The 18,005-nt window shown below is 70.4% G+C and carries 18 protein-coding genes; 4 read left to right on the forward strand and 14 right to left on the reverse strand.

Going from position 1 to position 18,005, the window contains the following annotated elements:
• Positions 1 to 45: 45 nt before the first annotated feature.
• The gene (locus ACFVJX_RS21230) at positions 46 to 576 is read left to right on the forward strand and encodes a HEAT repeat domain-containing protein (protein ID WP_384135970.1); all 531 of its coding nucleotides are present in this window, start codon (positions 46 to 48) and stop codon (positions 574 to 576) included.
• A 21-nt stretch (positions 577 to 597) separates the two neighbouring features.
• Here ACFVJX_RS21230 and hemB read toward each other — a convergent pair whose 3' ends face one another.
• From hemB to ACFVJX_RS21260, 6 genes are all read right to left on the reverse strand, one after another.
• Positions 598 to 1,596 (reverse strand): porphobilinogen synthase, encoded by a 999-nt coding sequence (hemB, locus tag ACFVJX_RS21235; protein ID WP_384135972.1) that lies wholly within the window; start codon positions 1,594 to 1,596, stop codon positions 598 to 600.
• Positions 1,597 to 1,726: 130 nt separating this feature from the next.
• The gene (locus ACFVJX_RS21240) at positions 1,727 to 3,394 is read right to left on the reverse strand and encodes a uroporphyrinogen-III synthase (RefSeq protein WP_384135974.1); all 1,668 of its coding nucleotides are present in this window, start codon (positions 3,392 to 3,394) and stop codon (positions 1,727 to 1,729) included.
• Entirely contained in the window at positions 3,391 to 4,377 is a 987-nt protein-coding gene (hemC, locus tag ACFVJX_RS21245; protein WP_384135976.1) for a hydroxymethylbilane synthase, read from the reverse strand. Before hemC ends, ACFVJX_RS21240 begins: the two co-directional genes overlap by 4 nt.
• The gene (locus ACFVJX_RS21250; RefSeq protein WP_384135978.1) at positions 4,374 to 5,873 is read right to left on the reverse strand and encodes a glutamyl-tRNA reductase; all 1,500 of its coding nucleotides are present in this window, start codon (positions 5,871 to 5,873) and stop codon (positions 4,374 to 4,376) included. Before ACFVJX_RS21250 ends, hemC begins: the two co-directional genes overlap by 4 nt.
• Positions 5,870 to 6,637, reverse strand: a complete 768-nt coding sequence (locus ACFVJX_RS21255) for a redox-sensing transcriptional repressor Rex (RefSeq protein ID WP_384135980.1) — start codon at positions 6,635 to 6,637, stop codon at positions 5,870 to 5,872. Before ACFVJX_RS21255 ends, ACFVJX_RS21250 begins: the two co-directional genes overlap by 4 nt.
• 272 nt (positions 6,638 to 6,909) lie before the next feature.
• Positions 6,910 to 7,185 carry a glutaredoxin family protein gene (locus ACFVJX_RS21260; protein WP_384135982.1) on the reverse strand — a complete coding sequence of 92 codons (276 nt, stop codon included), beginning with the start codon at positions 7,183 to 7,185 and terminating at the stop codon, positions 6,910 to 6,912.
• 148 nt (positions 7,186 to 7,333) lie between these two features.
• Here ACFVJX_RS21260 and ACFVJX_RS21265 point away from each other — a divergent pair, with 148 nt between their 5' ends.
• The 3 genes from ACFVJX_RS21265 (at position 7,334) to ACFVJX_RS21275 (ending at position 10,823) form a co-directional block, all read left to right on the forward strand.
• Complete coding sequence (locus ACFVJX_RS21265; protein ID WP_384135983.1) at positions 7,334 to 8,287, forward strand: HAD family hydrolase; 954 nt, start codon at positions 7,334 to 7,336, stop codon at positions 8,285 to 8,287.
• 337 nt (positions 8,288 to 8,624) lie between these two features.
• On the forward strand, positions 8,625 to 9,401 hold the full coding sequence (locus ACFVJX_RS21270; RefSeq protein ID WP_123460007.1) for an ECF subfamily RNA polymerase sigma factor, BldN family: 777 nt from the start codon (positions 8,625 to 8,627) through the stop codon (positions 9,399 to 9,401).
• A gap of 225 nt (positions 9,402 to 9,626) precedes the next feature.
• Entirely contained in the window at positions 9,627 to 10,823 is a 1,197-nt protein-coding gene (locus tag ACFVJX_RS21275; protein ID WP_384135986.1) for a DUF5667 domain-containing protein, read from the forward strand.
• A gap of 146 nt (positions 10,824 to 10,969) precedes the next feature.
• Here the strand turns inward: ACFVJX_RS21275 and ACFVJX_RS21280 are convergent, their stop codons facing one another.
• The 8 genes from ACFVJX_RS21280 to ACFVJX_RS21315 all read right to left on the reverse strand — a co-directional run bounded on the left by ACFVJX_RS21280 (position 10,970) and on the right by ACFVJX_RS21315 (position 17,893).
• Complete coding sequence (locus tag ACFVJX_RS21280) at positions 10,970 to 11,998, reverse strand: lysophospholipid acyltransferase family protein (RefSeq protein ID WP_384135988.1); 1,029 nt, start codon at positions 11,996 to 11,998, stop codon at positions 10,970 to 10,972.
• Between the two features lie 15 nt (positions 11,999 to 12,013).
• Positions 12,014 to 13,111 (reverse strand): NAD-dependent epimerase/dehydratase family protein, encoded by a 1,098-nt coding sequence (locus ACFVJX_RS21285; protein WP_384135990.1) that lies wholly within the window; start codon positions 13,109 to 13,111, stop codon positions 12,014 to 12,016.
• Between the two features lie 246 nt (positions 13,112 to 13,357).
• A complete protein-coding gene (locus tag ACFVJX_RS21290; protein WP_003948845.1) occupies positions 13,358 to 13,456 on the reverse strand; it encodes a 30S ribosomal protein bS22 in 99 nt (32 codons plus the stop codon).
• 110 nt (positions 13,457 to 13,566) lie between these two features.
• Complete coding sequence (locus ACFVJX_RS21295) at positions 13,567 to 13,779, reverse strand: helix-turn-helix domain-containing protein (protein ID WP_158072253.1); 213 nt, start codon at positions 13,777 to 13,779, stop codon at positions 13,567 to 13,569.
• 128 nt (positions 13,780 to 13,907) lie between these two features.
• Positions 13,908 to 14,723: a phosphatase gene (locus ACFVJX_RS21300; protein WP_384135991.1), complete on the reverse strand. Its 816-nt coding sequence runs from the start codon at positions 14,721 to 14,723 to the stop codon at positions 13,908 to 13,910.
• Positions 14,724 to 14,859: 136 nt separating this feature from the next.
• Complete coding sequence (locus tag ACFVJX_RS21305; RefSeq protein ID WP_384135993.1) at positions 14,860 to 16,032, reverse strand: acetoin utilization protein AcuC; 1,173 nt, start codon at positions 16,030 to 16,032, stop codon at positions 14,860 to 14,862.
• On the reverse strand, positions 16,001 to 17,206 hold the full coding sequence (locus tag ACFVJX_RS21310; protein WP_384135995.1) for an MFS transporter: 1,206 nt from the start codon (positions 17,204 to 17,206) through the stop codon (positions 16,001 to 16,003). The genes ACFVJX_RS21305 and ACFVJX_RS21310 overlap by 32 nt, the downstream gene beginning before the upstream one ends.
• A 42-nt stretch (positions 17,207 to 17,248) precedes the next feature.
• Complete coding sequence (locus tag ACFVJX_RS21315; protein ID WP_384135997.1) at positions 17,249 to 17,893, reverse strand: HAD family hydrolase; 645 nt, start codon at positions 17,891 to 17,893, stop codon at positions 17,249 to 17,251.
• Between the last annotated feature and the right edge of the window lie 112 nt (positions 17,894 to 18,005).

Genomic DNA, 18,005 nt, shown 5'->3' on the forward strand with positions numbered 1-18,005 from the left:
CACCGCCGAGGAATGCACCGCTGTCCACGGGGAAACCCACACTCCATGGACCGGACAGAGAGCCTCATCGACGAGTTCCACGCACAGCCCGCCGAGAGCGAGAGAAGACGCGAACTCGTCGCGGGGATAGCCGACATACTCACGGACCGGCCCGGTCATCCGGCGGCCCTGACGTTCCTCGCCTCGGTGGCGGCCGACACCGAGGAGTACGACCTCGCCAGGGTCGAGGCCACGACGGCCCTGCGGCTGTCGCCGCCCGAGGACGCCGCGCAACGGCAGCGGGCGGCCCGCGCGTTGCTCGCCGTGATGCGCGGGCCGGACGAAGATCTGGTGCGGCAGTACGCGGCCATGGCGCTCGGGCCCTATGCCGACGATCCCGAGGTCCACGACGCGATGGCGGCCGCCGTCCTGGACGACGAGGACCAGCTCGTCCGGGACAACGCCCTGGCCGCGCTCAACCACGCGGGCCCGAGCGACGACCGGGCCCGGGTGCTGCACCGGCTGGCCGACGACCGCACGCTGGGCCGGGAGGCGGCCCGCATCCTCACGTCCTGGGGCCGCGAACCGGCGGCCTGAGCCCGCCGGGGCCGGGGCCCGTCAGGAACGGCGCAGCTTCTGCGCGACCTCCGTCGCCCAGTACGTCAGGATCATCTGCGCGCCCGCCCGCCGGATGCCGGTCAGGCTCTCCAGGATCGCCGCGTCCCGGTCGATCCAGCCGCGCTCGGCGGCGGCCTCGATCATCGAGTACTCGCCACTGATCTGGTACGCGGCGACCGGGACGTCCGTCGACTCGGCGACCTTCGCCAGGATGTCCAGGTACGGTCCGGCCGGCTTGACCATGACCATGTCCGCGCCCTCGTCCAGGTCGAGCGCCAGCTCGCGCAGGGACTCGCGGGCGTTGGCCGGGTCCTGCTGGTACGTCTTGCGGTCGCCCTTGAGCGAGGAGCCGACGGCCTCACGGAACGGGCCGTAGAAGGCGGAGGAGTACTTCACCGTGTACGCGAGGATCGAGACGTCCTCGTGGCCGGTCTGGTCCAGCGCGTCGCGGACCACCCCGACCTGGCCGTCCATCATGCCGCTGGGGCCGACCACATGGGCGCCCGCGTCGGCCTGGACCTGGGCCATCTCGGCGTACCGCTCCAGCGTCGCGTCGTTGTCGACGCGGCCGTCCTCGGTCAGCACACCGCAGTGGCCGTGATCGGTGTACTCGTCCAGGCACAGGTCGGACATGATGACGAGATCGTCACCGACCTCCTCGCGGACCGCGCGCAGACCGGCCTGGAGGATGCCGTCCGGGTCGGTGCCGGCCGTGCCGCGGCCGTCCTTCTTCTCGTCCAGCGGCACACCGAAGAGCATGATTCCGGAGACGCCCGCCGAGACCGCGTCGACAGCGGCCTTCCGCAGGGTGTCCAGGGTGTGCTGCTGCACGCCGGGCATGGCCGCGATGGGGACGGGGGCGCCGACGCCCTCGCGCACGAACGCGGGCAGGATCAGGTTCGCCGGGTCGAGCCGTGTCTCGGCGACCATCCGCCGCATGACGGGGGTCGTCCGCAGCCGTCGGGGGCGAGAGCCGGGGAAGTTTCCGTACACAGTCATCCTTCGAGATTAGACCCGCACACATCACCGTCTTACCGACACCTGTGCCGGGAAAAGGGAGCCGCGGAACGGAGCGGGGCCCGGCCGCTTCGGGGAGAAGCGGCCGGGCCCGTGCACTCGGCACACCGGATCAGGTCGTCGTACGACGCCTCCGCGCACCCGGGCGGCGCTCGCTCGGCCGTGTGACCGGGTCACCGGCCTCCTTCGCCGCGTCCCGGCGCTGCGCGCCGAAGGCCGCGAGGGCCTCGGCCAGCTTGTGCACCGAGGGCTCCGGGGACAGGACGTCCACGCGCAGACCGTGCTCCTCGGCGGTCTTCGCCGTGGCCGGGCCGATACACGCGATGACGGTCACGTTGTGCGGCTTGCCCGCGATACCGACGAGGTTGCGCACCGTGGAGGACGAGGTGAAGAGCACCGCGTCGAACCCGCCGCCCTTGATGGCCTCACGCGTGTCGGCGGGCGGCGGCGAGGCGCGGACCGTGCGGTACGCGGTGACGTCGTCGACCTCCCAGCCGAGCTCGATGAGACCGGCCACCAGCGTCTCGGTGGCGATGTCCGCGCGCGGCAGGAAGACGCGGTCGATCGGGTCGAAGACCGGGTCGTACGGAGGCCAGTCCTCCAGCAGCCCGGCGGCGGACTGCTCACCGGAGGGCACCAGGTCCGGCTTCACACCGAAGTCGACGAGCGCGGCGGCGGTCTGCTCACCGACGGCCGCGACCTTGATCCCCGCGAAGGCGCGGGCGTCGAGCCCGTACTCCTCGAACTTCTCCCGGACGGCCTTCACGGCGTTCACGCTGGTGAAGGCGATCCACTCGTAGCGTCCTGTGACCAGGCCCTTGACCGCACGCTCCATCTGCTGGGGCGTACGCGGCGGCTCGACGGCGATCGTCGGGACCTCGTGCGGCACCGCGCCGTACGAACGCAACTGGTCGGAGAGCGACGCCGCCTGCTCCTTCGTACGCGGCACGAGCACCTTCCAGCCGAACATCGGCTTGGACTCGAACCACGCGAGCTGGTCGCGCTGGGCGGCGGAGCTGCGCTCCCCGACCACGGCTATGACGGGCCGGTGCCCCTCCGGCGAGGGAAGGACCTTGGACTGCTTGAAGAGCTGGGCGATGGTGCCCAGCGTCGCCGTCCAGGTGCGCTGGCGGGTCGTCGTGCCGGCGACGGTGACGGTCAGCGGGGTGTCGGGCTTGCGGCCCGCCGAGACCAGCTCACCGGCGGCCGCGGCCACCGCGTCGAGCTGCGTCGAGATGACGCACGTGGCGTCGCTCGCGCCGACCTCGCTCCAGCAGCGGTCCGAGGCGGTACGGGCGTCGATGAACCGGACGTCGGCGCCCTGCGCGTCACGCAGCGGCACCCCGGCGTACGCGGGCACCCCCACGGCGTTGGCGACACCGGGCACGACCTCGAAGGGAATGCCCGCGGCGGCGCAGGCCAGCATTTCGCCGCCCGCGTTGCCGTCCAGACCGGGGTCACCGGCGACGGCACGGACCACCCGCCTGCCGCCCTTCGCGGCCTCCATGACAAGATTGGCCGCATCCCTGAGAACGGGAACACCGACGGCTGTTGACTGTGCGTCAACAACCGTCAGCTCAGGCGTGCTTACGCCTGCCCGCGCATGGCAGCGAACGACGCCGAGAACGTCCGGCTCGGCGACAAGAACGTCCGCGCTCGCGAGCGCCTCGACGGCGCGCAGAGTCAGCAGTCCCGGGTCGCCGGGACCGGCGCCGAGGAAGGTGACGTGCCCTGCGGACAGGACAGGAAAATCGGATGCGGCGGGGCCGTTGGGGCTCAAAGTGCTCGCTCCCCCATAAGACCGGCCGCACCCTTGGCGAGCATCTCGGCCGCGAGTTCGCGACCGAGGGCCGCCGCGTCGTCGTGCGACGTGGGGACGGGACCGGTGGTGGACAGCTGCACGAGCGAGGAACCGTCGGTGGACCCGACGACACCGCGCAGGCGCAGTTCGTTGACAGCCTGACCGTCGGCCAGGAGGTCGGCCAGCGCACCCACAGGTGCGGAGCAGCCGGCCTCCAGGGCGGCGAGCAGGGCACGCTCGGCGGTCACGGCGGCCCGGGTGTACGGGTCGTCGAGCTCGGCGAGCGCGGCGGCGAGGTCGGCGCTGGAAGCAGCGCACTCGATCGCCAGTGCTCCCTGGCCGGGAGCGGGCAGAACGGTGTCGACCGACAGGAAATCGGTCACCTCACCGGTCCGGCCGAGACGGCTGAGCCCGGCCGCGGCGAGTACCACCGCGTCCAGTTCACCGCTTCGTACAAAACCGATACGCGTATCGACGTTCCCGCGGATCGCCACGGTCTCTATGTCGAGGCCGTGACTGCGGGCGTACGCGTTGAGCTGCGCCATGCGGCGCGGCGAGCCGGTGCCGACACGGGAACCGGGCGGCAGCTGCTCGAAGGTCAGCCCGTCCCGCGCCACCAGTGCGTCACGCGGGTCCTCGCGCTCCGGCACCGCGGCCAGCACGAGTCCCTCGGGCTGTGTGGTCGGCAGGTCCTTCAGCGAGTGGACGGCGAAGTCCACCTCGCCGCGCAGCAGCGCCTCGCGCAGTGCGGCGACGAACACGCCGGTCCCGCCGATCTGCGAAAGCTGCTCCTTGGACGTGTCCCCGTACGTGGTGATCTCGACGAGCTCGACGGCCCGCCCGGTCACCTCGCTGACGGCCTCGGCGACGAGGCCCGACTGCGCCATGGCGAGCTTGCTGCGCCGGGTCCCCAGCCGCAGCGGCCGGGTGGCCGCCGGGCCACGGGGTGAGTTGTCGGTCATGACCGCCCTCGATTCGGGTCGTTCAGGTCTGCCCGGGAGACGGCGGCGACCGTCTGCGGGTCGAGGTCGAAGAGTTCCCGCAGCGCATCGGCGTACCCGGCGCCGCCGGGCTCGCTGGCGAGCTGCTTGACCCGCACGGTGGGCGCGTGCAGGAGCTTGTCGACGACGCGGCGCACGGTCTGCGAGATCTCGGCGCGCTGCTTCTCGTCCAGGTCGGGGAGGCGCCCGTCCAGCCGTGCGATCTCGCCCGCGACCACTCCGGCGGCCATCGTGCGCAGGGCGACGACGGTGGGAGTGATGTGGGCGGCGCGCTGGGCGGCGCCGAAGGCGGCGACCTCGTCGGCGACGATCGTGCGCACCTGGTCCACATCGGCGGCCATCGGGGCGTCCGCGGACGCCTCGGCGAGCGACTCGATGTCGACGAGGCGCACACCGTCGAGGCGGGCGGCGCCGCCGTCGATGTCGCGCGGCATGGCGAGGTCCAGCAGGGCGAGGCGGACCGGTCCGGTGGACTGGGCGGGCACGGTGACCCGGCGGACGGCCTGCGCCTGGGCGGTCACGGTGGCGGAACCGTTCTCCACCCATGCGGCGTGCTGGTCCAGCTCGGCGGGCGGCGCGGCGACGGGGGCGGCGGGCGCCTCGTACGCGGGGCCGGTGTCCAGTCCGAGCGCACCGGCGACGGCCTCGGTGCTCAGCACCAGGCCGGTGGCTCCGGTGCAGGAGACGACGACATCGGCACGTGTCAGTTCGTCGTCGACCGCGGCCATCTCCACCGCGTGCGCGGCCACCGATGTGCCGTCGGCCTGGTTGAGGATCTCGACCAGCCGGTCGGCGCGGGCCCGGGTGCGGTTGGCGACGACGATCTCGGCGACGCCGGTACGGGCCAGCGTCGCGGCGGCCAGCGAGGACATCGAGCCCGCGCCGATCACCAGGGCGCGCTTGCCCTTCGCCCAGAGCGCGGGGTCGCGCCCCTCGGCGAGCTGTTCCAGACCAAAGGTGACGAGCGACTGCCCGGCCCGGTCGATCCCGGTCTCGCTGTGGGCGCGCTTGCCGACCCGCAGGGCCTGCTGGAAGAGGTCGTTGAGCAGCCGGCCCGCGGTGTGCAGCTCCTGCCCCAGCGCCAGCGCGTCCTTGATCTGGCCGAGGATCTGCCCCTCGCCCACGACCATCGAGTCCAGTCCGCAGGCCACCGAGAAGAGGTGGTGGACGGCCCGGTCCTCGTAGTGCACATAGAGATACGGAGTGAGCTCGTCCAGGCCGACGCCGCTGTGCTGGGCGAGGAGCGTGGACAGCTCGGCGACGCCCGCGTGGAACTTGTCCACGTCGGCGTACAGCTCGATGCGGTTGCAGGTGGCGAGGACGGCGGCCTCGACCGCGGGTTCGGCGGCGAGGGTGTCCTGGAGCAGCTTGGCCTGGGCGTCGGCGGCCAGCGAGGCCCGCTCCAGCACGGAGACGGGGGCGCTGCGGTGGCTCAGCCCTACGACGAGGAGACTCATGCCGGCATCACGGCGGGCATGTCCCCGTCGGGTCCCTTCCGGCTGCTGGTCGCGGCGCGCACGGGCGGTGCCGCCGGGTCGGGCTCGTTGTCGGCCGCTTCCTCGCCCGCCTTGCGCTGCTCGTGGAAGGCGAGGATCTGGAGCTCGATGGAGAGGTCGACCTTGCGCACGTCGACGCCGTCGGGCACCGAGAGCACGGTCGGGGCGAAGTTCAGGATGGAGGTGACTCCGGCGGCCACGAGCCGGTCGCAGACCTGCTGGGCAGCGCCGGGCGGGGTGGTGATCACACCGATGGACACGCCGTTCTCGCTGATGATGCGGTCCAGGTCGTCGGCGTGCTGGACGGGGATACCGGCGACGGGCGTTCCGGCCATCGCGGGATCGGCGTCGATCAGCGCGGCGACCCGGAAACCGCGGGAGGCGAAACCGCCGTAGTTGGCGAGCGCGGCGCCGAGGTTACCGATGCCGACGATGGCGACCGGCCAGTCCTGGGTGAGGCCGAGTTCACGGGAGATCTGGTAGACGAGATACTCGACGTCGTAGCCGACGCCGCGCGTCCCGTACGAGCCGAGATAGCTGAAGTCCTTGCGCAGCTTCGCGGAGTTGACCCCCGCCGCCGCGGCGAGCTCCTCGGAGGAGACCGTGGGGACCGAGCGCTCGGACAGAGCGGTCAGCGCACGGAGATACAGCGGAAGTCGGGCGACGGTGGCCTCGGGAATTCCTCGGCTACGGGTCGCCGGTCGGTGATTTCGGCCAGTTGCCACGGTGCTCCTGCGGGATGAGCGGGGCTGCAGGCGGCCGTATGTCCCATGGCCGCCCCGTCGAATGCAGGCTATGTCTTTGTGAACGCGTGCACAAAGATAGTGTCCGATTTGTCCGGTCAAAGTGACCGGGGTCACGCACATTCGTCGCGCGATCCAGGAACCACCGATCGCATCAGCCCGTTGCAGGCCCGAAGGGGGCAAAGCGGTACACACTCCTCACAGCCACGCCCCCGAGACCACTCAAAACGCCCACGATGGTAACCGGGTTTCACTCAGGAAAGCAGCGCGCTGCGCAGTCTTGCCGGGTCCACCCGCCAGAACGTGTGCTGTTCGTTATCAATGAGCACCACGGGGACCTGCTCCCAGTACTCCCGGTGCAGCTCCTCGTCCCGGGTGATGTCCTTCTCCTCCCAGGACGCGCCGGTCTCCTCACAGACCGACCGCACCACCAGCCTGGCATCGTCACAGAGGTGACACCCGGGTTTCCCGACAAGGGTCACCACCCGGTCCGCGGGCTTCTTCTTCGTACGACGCAACAGGGGGCTCATACCCTTCATTCTGCGCCGGGTACGGACCCACTCCGCCCCTCATCCCCTACGCCCGGAATCGCCCGTTTAACAATTCGGTCCCCGAGAGTTCACGCCATCGCATCCAGGCAGGTCGGGAAGGGCCGAACCAACTGGCTATGCTCACGACATGGCCGCTCTTGGATGGCTCACACCCCGTAGGCGTTCCGCGACAGCGCGGAGCGTGCTGGCAGGCGAGGCTGCGGCGGAGGCCGCCCGGAAATCGTCGCTCGACGCCGAGCAGTCCGCCGAAACCGAAGCCGGAGCCCCGTCCGGCACCCAGGCCGAGGAGCCCGAGTTCCCCGTCGTCGGCGACGACCGGGCCGCCGCCTTCTTCGACCTCGACAACACCGTGATGCAGGGCGCCGCGATCTTCCACTTCGGGCGCGGCCTCTACAAGCGGAAGTTCTTCGAGCGCCGCGAACTCACCCGGTTCGCCTGGCAGCAGGCCTGGTTCAGACTGGCCGGCGTCGAGGACCCCGAACACATGCAGGACGCGCGCGACAGCGCCCTGTCCATCGTCAAGGGCCACCGCGTCTCCGAGCTGATGTCCATCGGCGAGGAGATCTACGACGAGTACATGGCCGACCGCATCTGGCCCGGCACCCGCGCCCTGGCCCAGGCCCACCTCGACGCCGGCCAGAAGGTCTGGCTGGTCACCGCCGCCCCGGTGGAGACCGCCACGATCATCGCCCGCCGGCTCGGGCTGACCGGCGCGCTCGGCACGGTCGCCGAATCCGTCGACGGCGTCTACACCGGACGTCTGGTCGGCGAACCCCTGCACGGACCCGCCAAGGCCGAGGCGGTCCGCGCGCTGGCGGCGGCGGAGGGCCTTGAGCTGGCACGCTGCGCCGCGTACAGCGATTCGCACAACGACATCCCGATGCTGTCCCTGGTCGGACACCCGTACGCGATCAACCCGGACACCAAGCTCCGCAAGTACGCCCGCGCCCGCGACTGGCGGCTGCGCGACTACCGGACGGGCCGCAAGGCGGCCAAGGTCGGCATCCCGGCCGCGGCAGGAGTGGGCGCCCTCGCGGGCGGTACCGCCGCCGCCGTCGCCCTGCACCGCCGCCGCCGCTGACCCGTCGGCGGGGGCGGGCCACGCCCGGCCGCCGCCGCCGATCGGGCCCCAGTGCCCCGCGGCCGCCCCCGCCAGTCGGGTTACCCACGATCGACCACAACCTGTCGCGGCTGACGGCAGATCTCGAAGCTATTCGATCAATAACCGGTCACGATGTGCTACTTGATGTGTCGAATAGTCGCTACAGAAGCGACCTAACCGGTGATTTGAGCAACTGGGTGTAGCACTGCCTGTACGAAGCGTTATTCTCCTCAGACGCATTCCGGAACCCACCACTCACTACGACGAGTGACGGTTTCGAACTGCACGTGATGGAAGCTCTGCCTCTGGGAGTCCCGTGTACCCACACGTCGGGGTTGACGCCTCGGGCCTGGCTACGCTGCGCGCAACGGTCGCCGACCGCTTGCGCGGCTTCGTCCCCACCGCGTACGCCGTACCCGCCTTTGCCACCCCTGCACCTGCCGGCCCTTGCTACGCCCTGGCCGAACGCGGTGCGGCGGTCGGAAGACGCAGCAACCGCGGCGCAACGACCACGTCCACCGTTCGTCGGCCGACGGCCGACAGCGACAGCGCGCGCATGATGGATCTCGTCGAGCGCGCACAGGCCGGTGAGGCTGACGCCTTCGGCCGCCTCTACGACCAGTACAGCGACACCGTCTACCGCTACATCTACTACCGCGTGGGCGGCAAGGCGACAGCGGAGGACCTCACCAGTGAGACCTTCCTGCGCGCCCTTCGCCGCATCTCCACGTTCACCTGGCAGGGCCGTGACTTCGGTGCCTGGCTGGTCACAATCGCTCGCAACCTGGTCGCCGACCACTTCAAATCCAGTCGATTCCGGCTGGAAGTGACCACCGGCGAAATGCTCGACGCCAACGAGGTCGAGCGCAGCCCCGAGGACTCCGTCCTGGAGTCCCTCTCCAATGCCGCACTGCTGCAAGCCGTGCGCCGACTCAACCCCCAGCAGCAGGAGTGCGTGACCCTGCGCTTCCTGCAGGGACTCTCGGTCGCCGAGACCGCCCGGGTGATGGGCAAGAACGAGGGCGCGATCAAGACCCTGCAGTACCGCGCCGTCCGCACCCTTGCCCGGCTCCTTCCGGACGATGCCCGCTGACCCCACCCCGGGCCGAATCACTCTCGGCGATACGTTCATCACGCACTGGTCCGATCATCCTTCCTGCGTAACCCAAGTGCCGCGCCACTCGTTGTGCCGGTTGCAGGCCCCCTGTCGTCACCCCCTGTCCGCAGACACTCACTCAATCGTGTGGATGCGCTCAAGGGGTGCAACCTTCCGGACCCTCAGGGGAGTCGACCGTCATGACGAGAGGAGGTGCCGCCAGTGATCGCAAACGTCTCGGCACACCGGCGGGCGAACGCCTTCGCCCAGGCCCTGGAGGAGCAGTCGCTCCGCGGTGCGGCGGCCGTACAGCCCGAGGAACCGGCCGAACCGGCCGACCGCGGACCGCTGTTGGCCCTGGCGAACGGCCTCGGTGAGCTACCGAAGCCGGCGTTGGATCCCGAGGTCAAAGTGGTGCAGCGAGCCCAGCTCGTCGCGGCCATGGAGGCCATGTACGCCGCGGGCGGTACGCCCGCGGACCCTACCGTTCCCGAACAACGGGGCAAGGGGGCCCACCGGGCCTCCCCGCTCCGCAAACTGCGCCCCAGATCGCGCTGGACGAAGGGCCTCGCGGCCGGCGGACTCACCGTCGGTGTGGCGGCCGGAGCCTTCGGCGGAGTGGCCGCTGCCAGCTCCGACGCCCTCCCGGGTGACTCGCTCTACGGGCTGAAGCGCGGCATGGAGGACATCCACCTCAACCTGGCCGGCAGCGACACCGACCGCGGCGAGGTCTACCTGGACCAGGCATCGACCCGGCTCAGCGAGGCCCGGCGGCTGATGGAGCGGGCCCGCGCGGGCTCACTCGACCACGAACAGCTCGGCGAGGTCAGGCGCACGCTCAACGGCATGAGCCACGACGCCACCGAAGGCCACCGCCTTCTGCACACGGCGTACGAGCGGGACGGCGCCATCGGCCCGATGCAGACCCTGGACTCCTTCTCCCGCTCGCACCGGGACAGCTGGAGCAACCTCCGCGACCGGCTGCCCGTGCAGCTGACCGAGGTCGGTGACCAGGTCAGCTCGGTCTTCGCGGCCATAGACGAGGAAGTGGCGCCGCTGCAGTCGCTGTTCCCCCGCGCCCCGCAGAAGAGCGGCGGATCCCAGGAGTCCGGCTCCGCCGACACCGGCACGGCCCCCTCCTCCCGGAAGCCCTCCCCCTCGTCCTCGTCGCCGACCGGCGCCCACGAGGACGGCAAGGGCAGCAGCTCATCGCCCCGCCCGTCGGACTCGGGCAGCACCCCCGCCGAGGGCCTGATCGGAGGCGGCGCCGACAACCTCTTCGACCCGCCGACACCGGACACGTCCACCCCGGGGAAGGACGCCCCGAGCACACCCCCGACACCCGACGTCACCCTGCCCCCGCTGATCCCCGGCCTGATCGGAGGCCTGGGCATCAACAGCCAGGACGACAAGAGCTGACGCACCAGAACTCGCCGGACGGGCGCCCACCCCGGGCCCGACAGATTCGAGCCCGTCCGGCGGTTGAGGACAAGAGCCCGACCCCGGCAAAACCAAGCCCGTCCGGCGATTGAGGACAAGGCCCCCGCCCGGGCACCCGGGCAAGCTCAGAAGAACACCGACCGCCGCTGCACCAGCAACTTGTACAACGTGTGCTGAATCTGCTCCCGCACCTGATCCGTCAGATTGAACATCAGCATCGGATCCTCCGCCGCCTCCAACGGATACCCATCCGTAGGAATCGGCTCACCGAACTGAATCGTCCACTTCGTCGGCAACGGCACCGCCCCCAACGGCCCGAGCCAAGGGAACGTGGGCGTGATCGGGAAGTACGGCGTCCCCAGCAACCGCGCCAGCGTCTTGGAGTTGCCGATCATCGGGTAGATCTCCTCCGCCCCCACGATCGAGCACGGCACGATCGGCACCCCGGCCCGCAGCGCCGTGGACACGAAGCCGCCCCGCCCGAAGCGCTGGAGCTTGTACCGCTCGCCGAACGGCTTTCCGATGCCCTTGAAGCCCTCCGGCATCACACCGACGACCTCGCCCTGCCGCAGCAACCGCTCCGCGTCCTCCGCACAGGCCAGCGTGTGTCCCGCCTTGCGGGCCAGTTCGTTGACGACCGGCAGCATGAAGACCAGGTCCGCCGCGAGCAGCCGCAGATGCCGCTCGGCCGGGTGGTTGTCGTGCACCGCGACCTGAAGCATCAGCCCGTCCAGCGGCAGCGTGCCGGAGTGGTTGGCCACGATGAGCGCCCCGCCGTCCGACGGAATGTTCTCGATGCCCTTCACCTCGACCCGGAAGTACTTCTCGTACATCGGTCGCAGCACCGACATCAGCACCTGGTCGGTGAGTTCCTTGTCGTAGCCGAACTCGTCGACGTCGTACTCGCCCGTGACCCGCCGCCGCAGGAACGCGAGCCCGCCCGCGATCCGCCGGTCCCAGCCGCCCCGCTCCGGGCTCTCCGCGGCCACCGCGGCCTCCTCCGGCTCCTCCGGCGGCGGCCCAGCGCCCGGCTGCCCCGGCAGGGCGCTCACGGACCCGTTGCCGCGTCCCGGGGAGCGCCGCCGCGCTCCACGCGACAGACCCCCCGACCGCGAACGGTCGTCATCGAACGGAATGACCTTGGCATCCGCCATCGTCGGTGCGCTCCTCTACCTGACGCTCGGAGTCGGGTGTGTGTCGCCGCCGGCCCCGGTGACCCCCGGAGCCTCGCCGGTCCCCCCGGCGAACGGCATCGCCGCCAGTCTGCCGACGGCCCGGCCCACCGCCTCGGGCGGCAGCAGTCCCGGCCCCCGGCTGCGCGCGAACTCCGCAAACGTCTCCACCGTGGTGAACTTCGGCCGGAAACCCAGGGTCTCGCGCATCTGGACCGTGGAGACCACCCTGCCATGAGTGAGCAGCCGGATCTGCTCCGGTGAGAAGTCCGTCATCCCGACCGTACGGAGCGCCTGCCCGACCCAGGTGACCGCGGGCAGCAGCAGCGGCATCGTCGGCCGCCCCAGCCGCCGCGAGCACTGAGAGAGCAGCAGCACCCCGTCCCCGGCGATGTTGAACGTGCCGCTGTTCAGCGTCCCGCGCCGCGGTTCGCTCGCCGCGATGCCCAGCACGTCGAGCACATCGTCCTCGTGCACGAACTGGAGCCTCGGGTCGTAGCCGAACACCGTCGGCAGCACCGGCAGCGACAGATAGTCCGCCAGCGGCGAATCCGCGTCCGGCCCCAGGATGTTCGCGAACCTGAGCACGCACACGGCCACGTCCGGCCTGCGCCGCGCGAAGCCGCGTACGTACCCCTCGACCTCCACCGCGTCCTTCGCGAAGCCCCCGCTCGGCAGGGACTTGGGCGGGGTCGTCTCGTGGAAGACCGCCGGATCGCGCGGGGCCGAGCCGTACACACCCGTGCTGGACTTGATCACCAGCCGCTGCACGGCCGGCGCCTTCTGGCACGCCCCGAGCAGCTGCATGGTGCCGATGACGTTGGTCTCCTTGACCGCGGTACGGCCCTGGGCCCCGAGCGCCTTCGCGCTGACGTCGAGGTGGACGACCGTGTCGACGGAGTACTCGGCGAGGACTCTGGCGATGGCGGGCTGGCGGATGTCCGCACGGACGAAGACGGCGTCGCCCAGCTGATGGTCGGGCGCGATCGCGTCGACCGCGACCACCCGGTCCACATCCGGATCACGCTGGATGCGCCGCACGAACCGGCCGCCCAGCTGTCGGGCGGCTCCCGTGACGAGCACGACCTTCCCCAAGATCAGCGCCTTCCGTCGGTCTCCCGTGAAGTGAGTGGAGAGGGACCTTTCGAAAAGGTTCTCCCGGTCGTCACCGTAGCCGGTGGATGTTGCCCTGTGATGACTGCGCGGCAGGCTTCCGGTGCTTCATGGCCCGAATGCGTGCACCAGTTGTGCGCAGAGCCCGCACAGCACCGGGCCCGCACAGCACCGCAGCCCTCCCGCCGGAATGGCGGAAGGGCTGCGGATTTCACGAACTGCGTTCGCCTACTTCTTGTTGCGACGCTGAACGCGCGTGCGCTTGAGCAGCTTGCGGTGCTTCTTCTTGGCCATCCGCTTGCGCCGCTTCTTAATGACAGAGCCCACGACTACCCTCGCTCACTTCTTCTTCACTGGTGCGGGGCGTCTGGGCCCACACGACCTACGTCGGCCTAGCCTACCCGCCACCGGGTGAGGGACGTAATCCGAGGGGAATGTCAGGCCGACCCCACCCCCACGAAGGACTCCCGGAGATACTCATGAACCGCTTGCTCCGGCACCCGGAAGGACCTTCCCACCCGGATCGCCGGCAGATGACCACTGTGCACCAAGCGGTACACGGTCATCTTCGACACCCGCATGACCGAGGCGACTTCCGCCACGGTCAGAAACTTGACCTCGTTGAGAGGCCTCTCGCTGTCAGCAGCCATGATCCACCTGTACCTTCCGCACGCGACGCGCACCGGCTTCCCCTCCGGTGACTCTTCGTCGATGTGCGCTCACTCCCCAGATTAGGGGCGGGTGATGCGAGTGGGGAAGAGGAGAGGCCATCGGCCGCCTACTGTGACAGACACGCCCGATTGAGTACATAGCGCGTGAGCGGCAGGTAGTAGGCGGACCGCACGGCGTCGTCGAGCGGCACGGCGACCGACACCCGCCCCTCGGCCTCACCGACGAACAGCGCCGGATCGTCGGTATCGGCCAGCCCGATCGCCTCGATGCCCAGCTGACCTGCCCCGCAGACCCATCCGTGGTCCCCCACGACCAGTTCCGGCAGCGGCCCACGACCCTCCGCCGCGGCCTCCAGAACGACCCTGACCGGCAGCGGAGAGTGGGAGTGTGCGCCGGTGCCACCCCCTGGCGTCCGCACGCCGGGTTCGCGCACCAGCGCGACTCCCCGTACGTAGTCCAGGTTGTGCGTGCGTACGCCGAACCGGGTCGTTATGTCGATACATCGCCCCTGCGCGGGGGTGAGTACAGCACATCCCACCGCCGACAAAGCGTCTGCCAGCGCTGCGTAGAAGCCGAGCAGCCGGTGCGGATGTCCCGTACCGAACAGCACCGGGGCCCGTCGCCTGGCCGCGTACGACAGCCGCGCGGCAAAAGCGTCCAGCCCCGCGAGCGTCCGCTCCGGATCGATCACATCCGGACCCGAGACATGCGCGGGATCGGCCGAGACCCCGCATCTGTCGGCCATGAGACGGAGCAGGTCCAGCTCCCCCCAGCCCCTTCCGGGGTCGAGGCCGAGCGTGACCCGGGGGTCCCCGGCCGCGAAGAGCCGATAACTCCGCAGACTCACCTCACGCGAGGTCGCCACGGGCCCGGCCAGCCGGGCCGCCAGCAGATGCGCACGCAGCGCTCCGGTGCTCAACACCCTGCCGATGCTCCCGTACCCGCACCGCCCAGGGGCCAAAAGCCGGGTTGCGCCCCACAGTTGGCGTAACCACTCCCGGCCGGCCGGAATCAGGTCACCGGCCGGAAGCGCGTCGGATCAGCCGCCGGCCGGGGCGTCAGGTCAGCAGCCCACGCAGCGGGAAGGCCGCCCGACGGCTCGCCAACACGGCCTGGTCCAGCCGGTCCGCGGGGTCGTACCCCTCTTCCCACGACTTCCACGACGGGGTACGCCCGTCCGTCATCCGGGCCGGCCCGAGCTGCCGCGTCCGCGCGAAGACCTCGTCCCGCCAGGACGACGGGATCACCGACTCCGGGTCGACGGGCGCGTGCGCGGCGATCCCCACCAGATGCGTCCAGGACCGGGGCACCACATCCACCACCGCGTAGCCGCCCCCGCCGAGCGCCACCCAGCGCCCGTCGTCCGCGTACTCGTGCGCGAGGTCGTGACAGGCCGCCATGACGGCCCGCTGGGCGTCCAGCGACACCGCGAGATGGGCCAGCGGGTCCTCGAAGTGCGTATCGGCCCCGTGCTGCGTCACCAGGACCTGCGGCCGGAAGTCCGCCAGCAGCTCGGGCACGACGGCGTGGAAGGCCCGCAGCCACCCCGCGTCGCCCGTCCCGGCCGGCAGCGCCACGTTCACCGCACCGCCCTCACCGGCCCCCGCCCCCGTCTCCTCCGGCCAGCCGGTCTGCGGGAACAGCGTGCGCGGGTGCTCGTGCAGCGAGACCGTCAGGACCCTCGGGTCCTCCCAGAAGGCCGCCTGTACGCCGTCACCGTGGTGGACGTCCACATCCACGTACGCGACCCGCTCCGCACCCAGCTCCAGCAGCCGCGCGATGGCGAGCGCCGGATCGTTGTAGATACAGAAGCCCGACGCGCTGCCCGGCATGGCGTGATGGAGCCCACCCGTGAAGTTCACCGCATGCCCGGTCCGCCCCCGCCACACCGCCTCGGCCGCGGCCACCGACTGTCCGGCGATCAGTGCCGACACCTCGTGCATCCCGGCGAACGCCGGATCGTCCACCGTCCCGATGCCGTATTCCTGGTCGGCGTGGCCCGGATCGGCGGAGGCCGCACGCACGGCCGCCACATAGTCCGAGCGGTGCACGAGCCGCAGAGTGGACTCCCCGGCGGGCTTGGCCGCCACCACGTCCACCTCACGGTCGAGGCCGAACGCCCGCACCAGGCCCATCGTCAGCGCGAGTCTGACCGGGTCCATGGGATGACTGTCCCCGAAGTCGTAACCCGTTACTGCGTCATCCCACATCAACTGTGCGCGGCCGCTCATGCCCGCCACCGTATCGGGCGGGCTCCGCGCCGAACGACTTGGCGTACACGAGCATCGCCAGCACCAGCACCATCGGTACGAGCATCGCGCCCCGGTAGCTCCACGCGTCCCCGAGTGCACCCACGAGGGGCGAGCCGATCAGGAACCCCACGTAGTTGAAGATGTTCAGCCGGGCGATCGCGGTATCGCTGGCACCGGGGAACAGCCGCCCCGCGGCCGCGAACGTCTGCGGCACGATCACGCACAGCCCGAGCCCCAGCATCGTGAACCCGAGCATGCCCACCCAGGCCCCGCCCGCGACGGCCACCACACCGAACCCCGCCGCGGCCAGCACGCTGCCGCACCGCACCACGGCCACCGCCCCGAACCGCCGCACCCCGAAGTCCCCGACAGCCCGCCCGAGCAGTGTCGTCACCATGTAGACGTTGTACGGAACGGTCGAGAGCTGCTCCGAGCTCCCCAGCACGTCCTGCAGATACTTGGCGCTCCAGTTGGAGACCGTCGAATCCCCGATGTACGCGAAGCTCATCACCAGGCAGAGCGGCATCAGCAGCCTGAACGAGACGGAAGCGGCCTTCCCCTGCGCCGCCGCACCCTGTTCCTCGTCCTCGTGGTTCCCCTCGACGTACCAACGGCTCCCGACGAGCGCGGCGGGCAACAGCACCACGACCACCGGCAGGTACGAGACCAGCAGCGACAGATCCCAGTGCGCCCCGGCCCACGCCATCGAAGCCCCGGCGATCCCGCCCAGGCTGTACGCGGCATGGAAGCCGAGCATGATGGAACGTCCGTACGCCCGCTGGAGGCTGACACCCATCATGTTCATGGACGCGTCCAGCGCGCCGACGGCGAGCCCGAACGCGCCGAGTGCCAGGGCCACCTCCCACAACTCGCTCCCGGCGCCGACCCCGAGCAGCGCGAGCAGCACGACGGGCTGTGCCCAGCGCAGAACCACTCGCGGCCGTACCCGGGCGACCACCTTCTCGGTGACCACACTGCCCACACCGGCCAGGATCGGCACGGCGGCGAGGAACACGGGCAGCAGGCCGTCGGATATCCCGTACCTGTCCTGAATGGCGGGAATCCGCGTCACGAGAAGAGCGAAGGTGACGCCTTGCACGAAGAAGCTCAACGCGAGGGAGGCTCTGCCGTGCCGCAAACGTGCATCTGTCATGGGCGCGAGCGTAGAGCCAGTCTCTACCCGTGGGTAGATCCGTCAGCCAAGCAATTCCCGCAGCTGACCCATGTCGGAGAAGTGCCCGGTCACCCCGGCCAACCGGTCCGCCGGCATCATCGAGGTGAAGCCGTACACATCCATCCCGGCGGCCCTGGCGGCCTCCACCCCGAGCGGGCTGTCCTCGATGACGACGCACCGCTCAGGCGGCACCCCCATCCGGTCTGCGGCGTGCAGGAACAGGTCGGGGGCCGGCTTCCCGCGCCCCACGTCCTCCGCGCTGAAGATCCATTCCTCCTCGAACCACTGGTCGAGCCCGGTCCTGACGTGCCCGACCCGGATCTTCTCGTGGCTTCCGGAGGACGCGACGCAGTACGGGACCCCCTCGGCGACGAGATTGCCCAGCACCTCTTCGACGCCGGGTACGGGCTGGAGTTCCCGCCGGAAGGCGGCGAACACCCGCGAGTGGAACACGTCGTCGAAGTCGGCGGGCAGCTTCTCCCCGCCCCGTTCCTCGACCAGGTCGTGCACCCGGTGCATGGCGGCCCCCATGTAGTCACGGAGGGATTCCTCGTACGTGGTGGGGTGACCGAGCTCCGTGAGGTACTCGGCCAGGATGGTGTTGGAGATCGGCTCGCTGTCCACGAGCACACCGTCGTTGTCGAAGATGACCAGTTCGTAGCGCATGCCACGACCTTAAACTGTCGGGAACGCAGAAAAGCCCCGTGCCACAAGGGCACGGGGCTTAACTATCAAAAGGAGTTCGGCGGCGTCCTACTCTCCCACAGGGTCCCCCCTG

Source organism: Streptomyces sp. NPDC127177 (assembly GCF_042672475.1).
GTDB lineage: Bacteria > Actinomycetota > Actinomycetes > Streptomycetales > Streptomycetaceae > Streptomyces.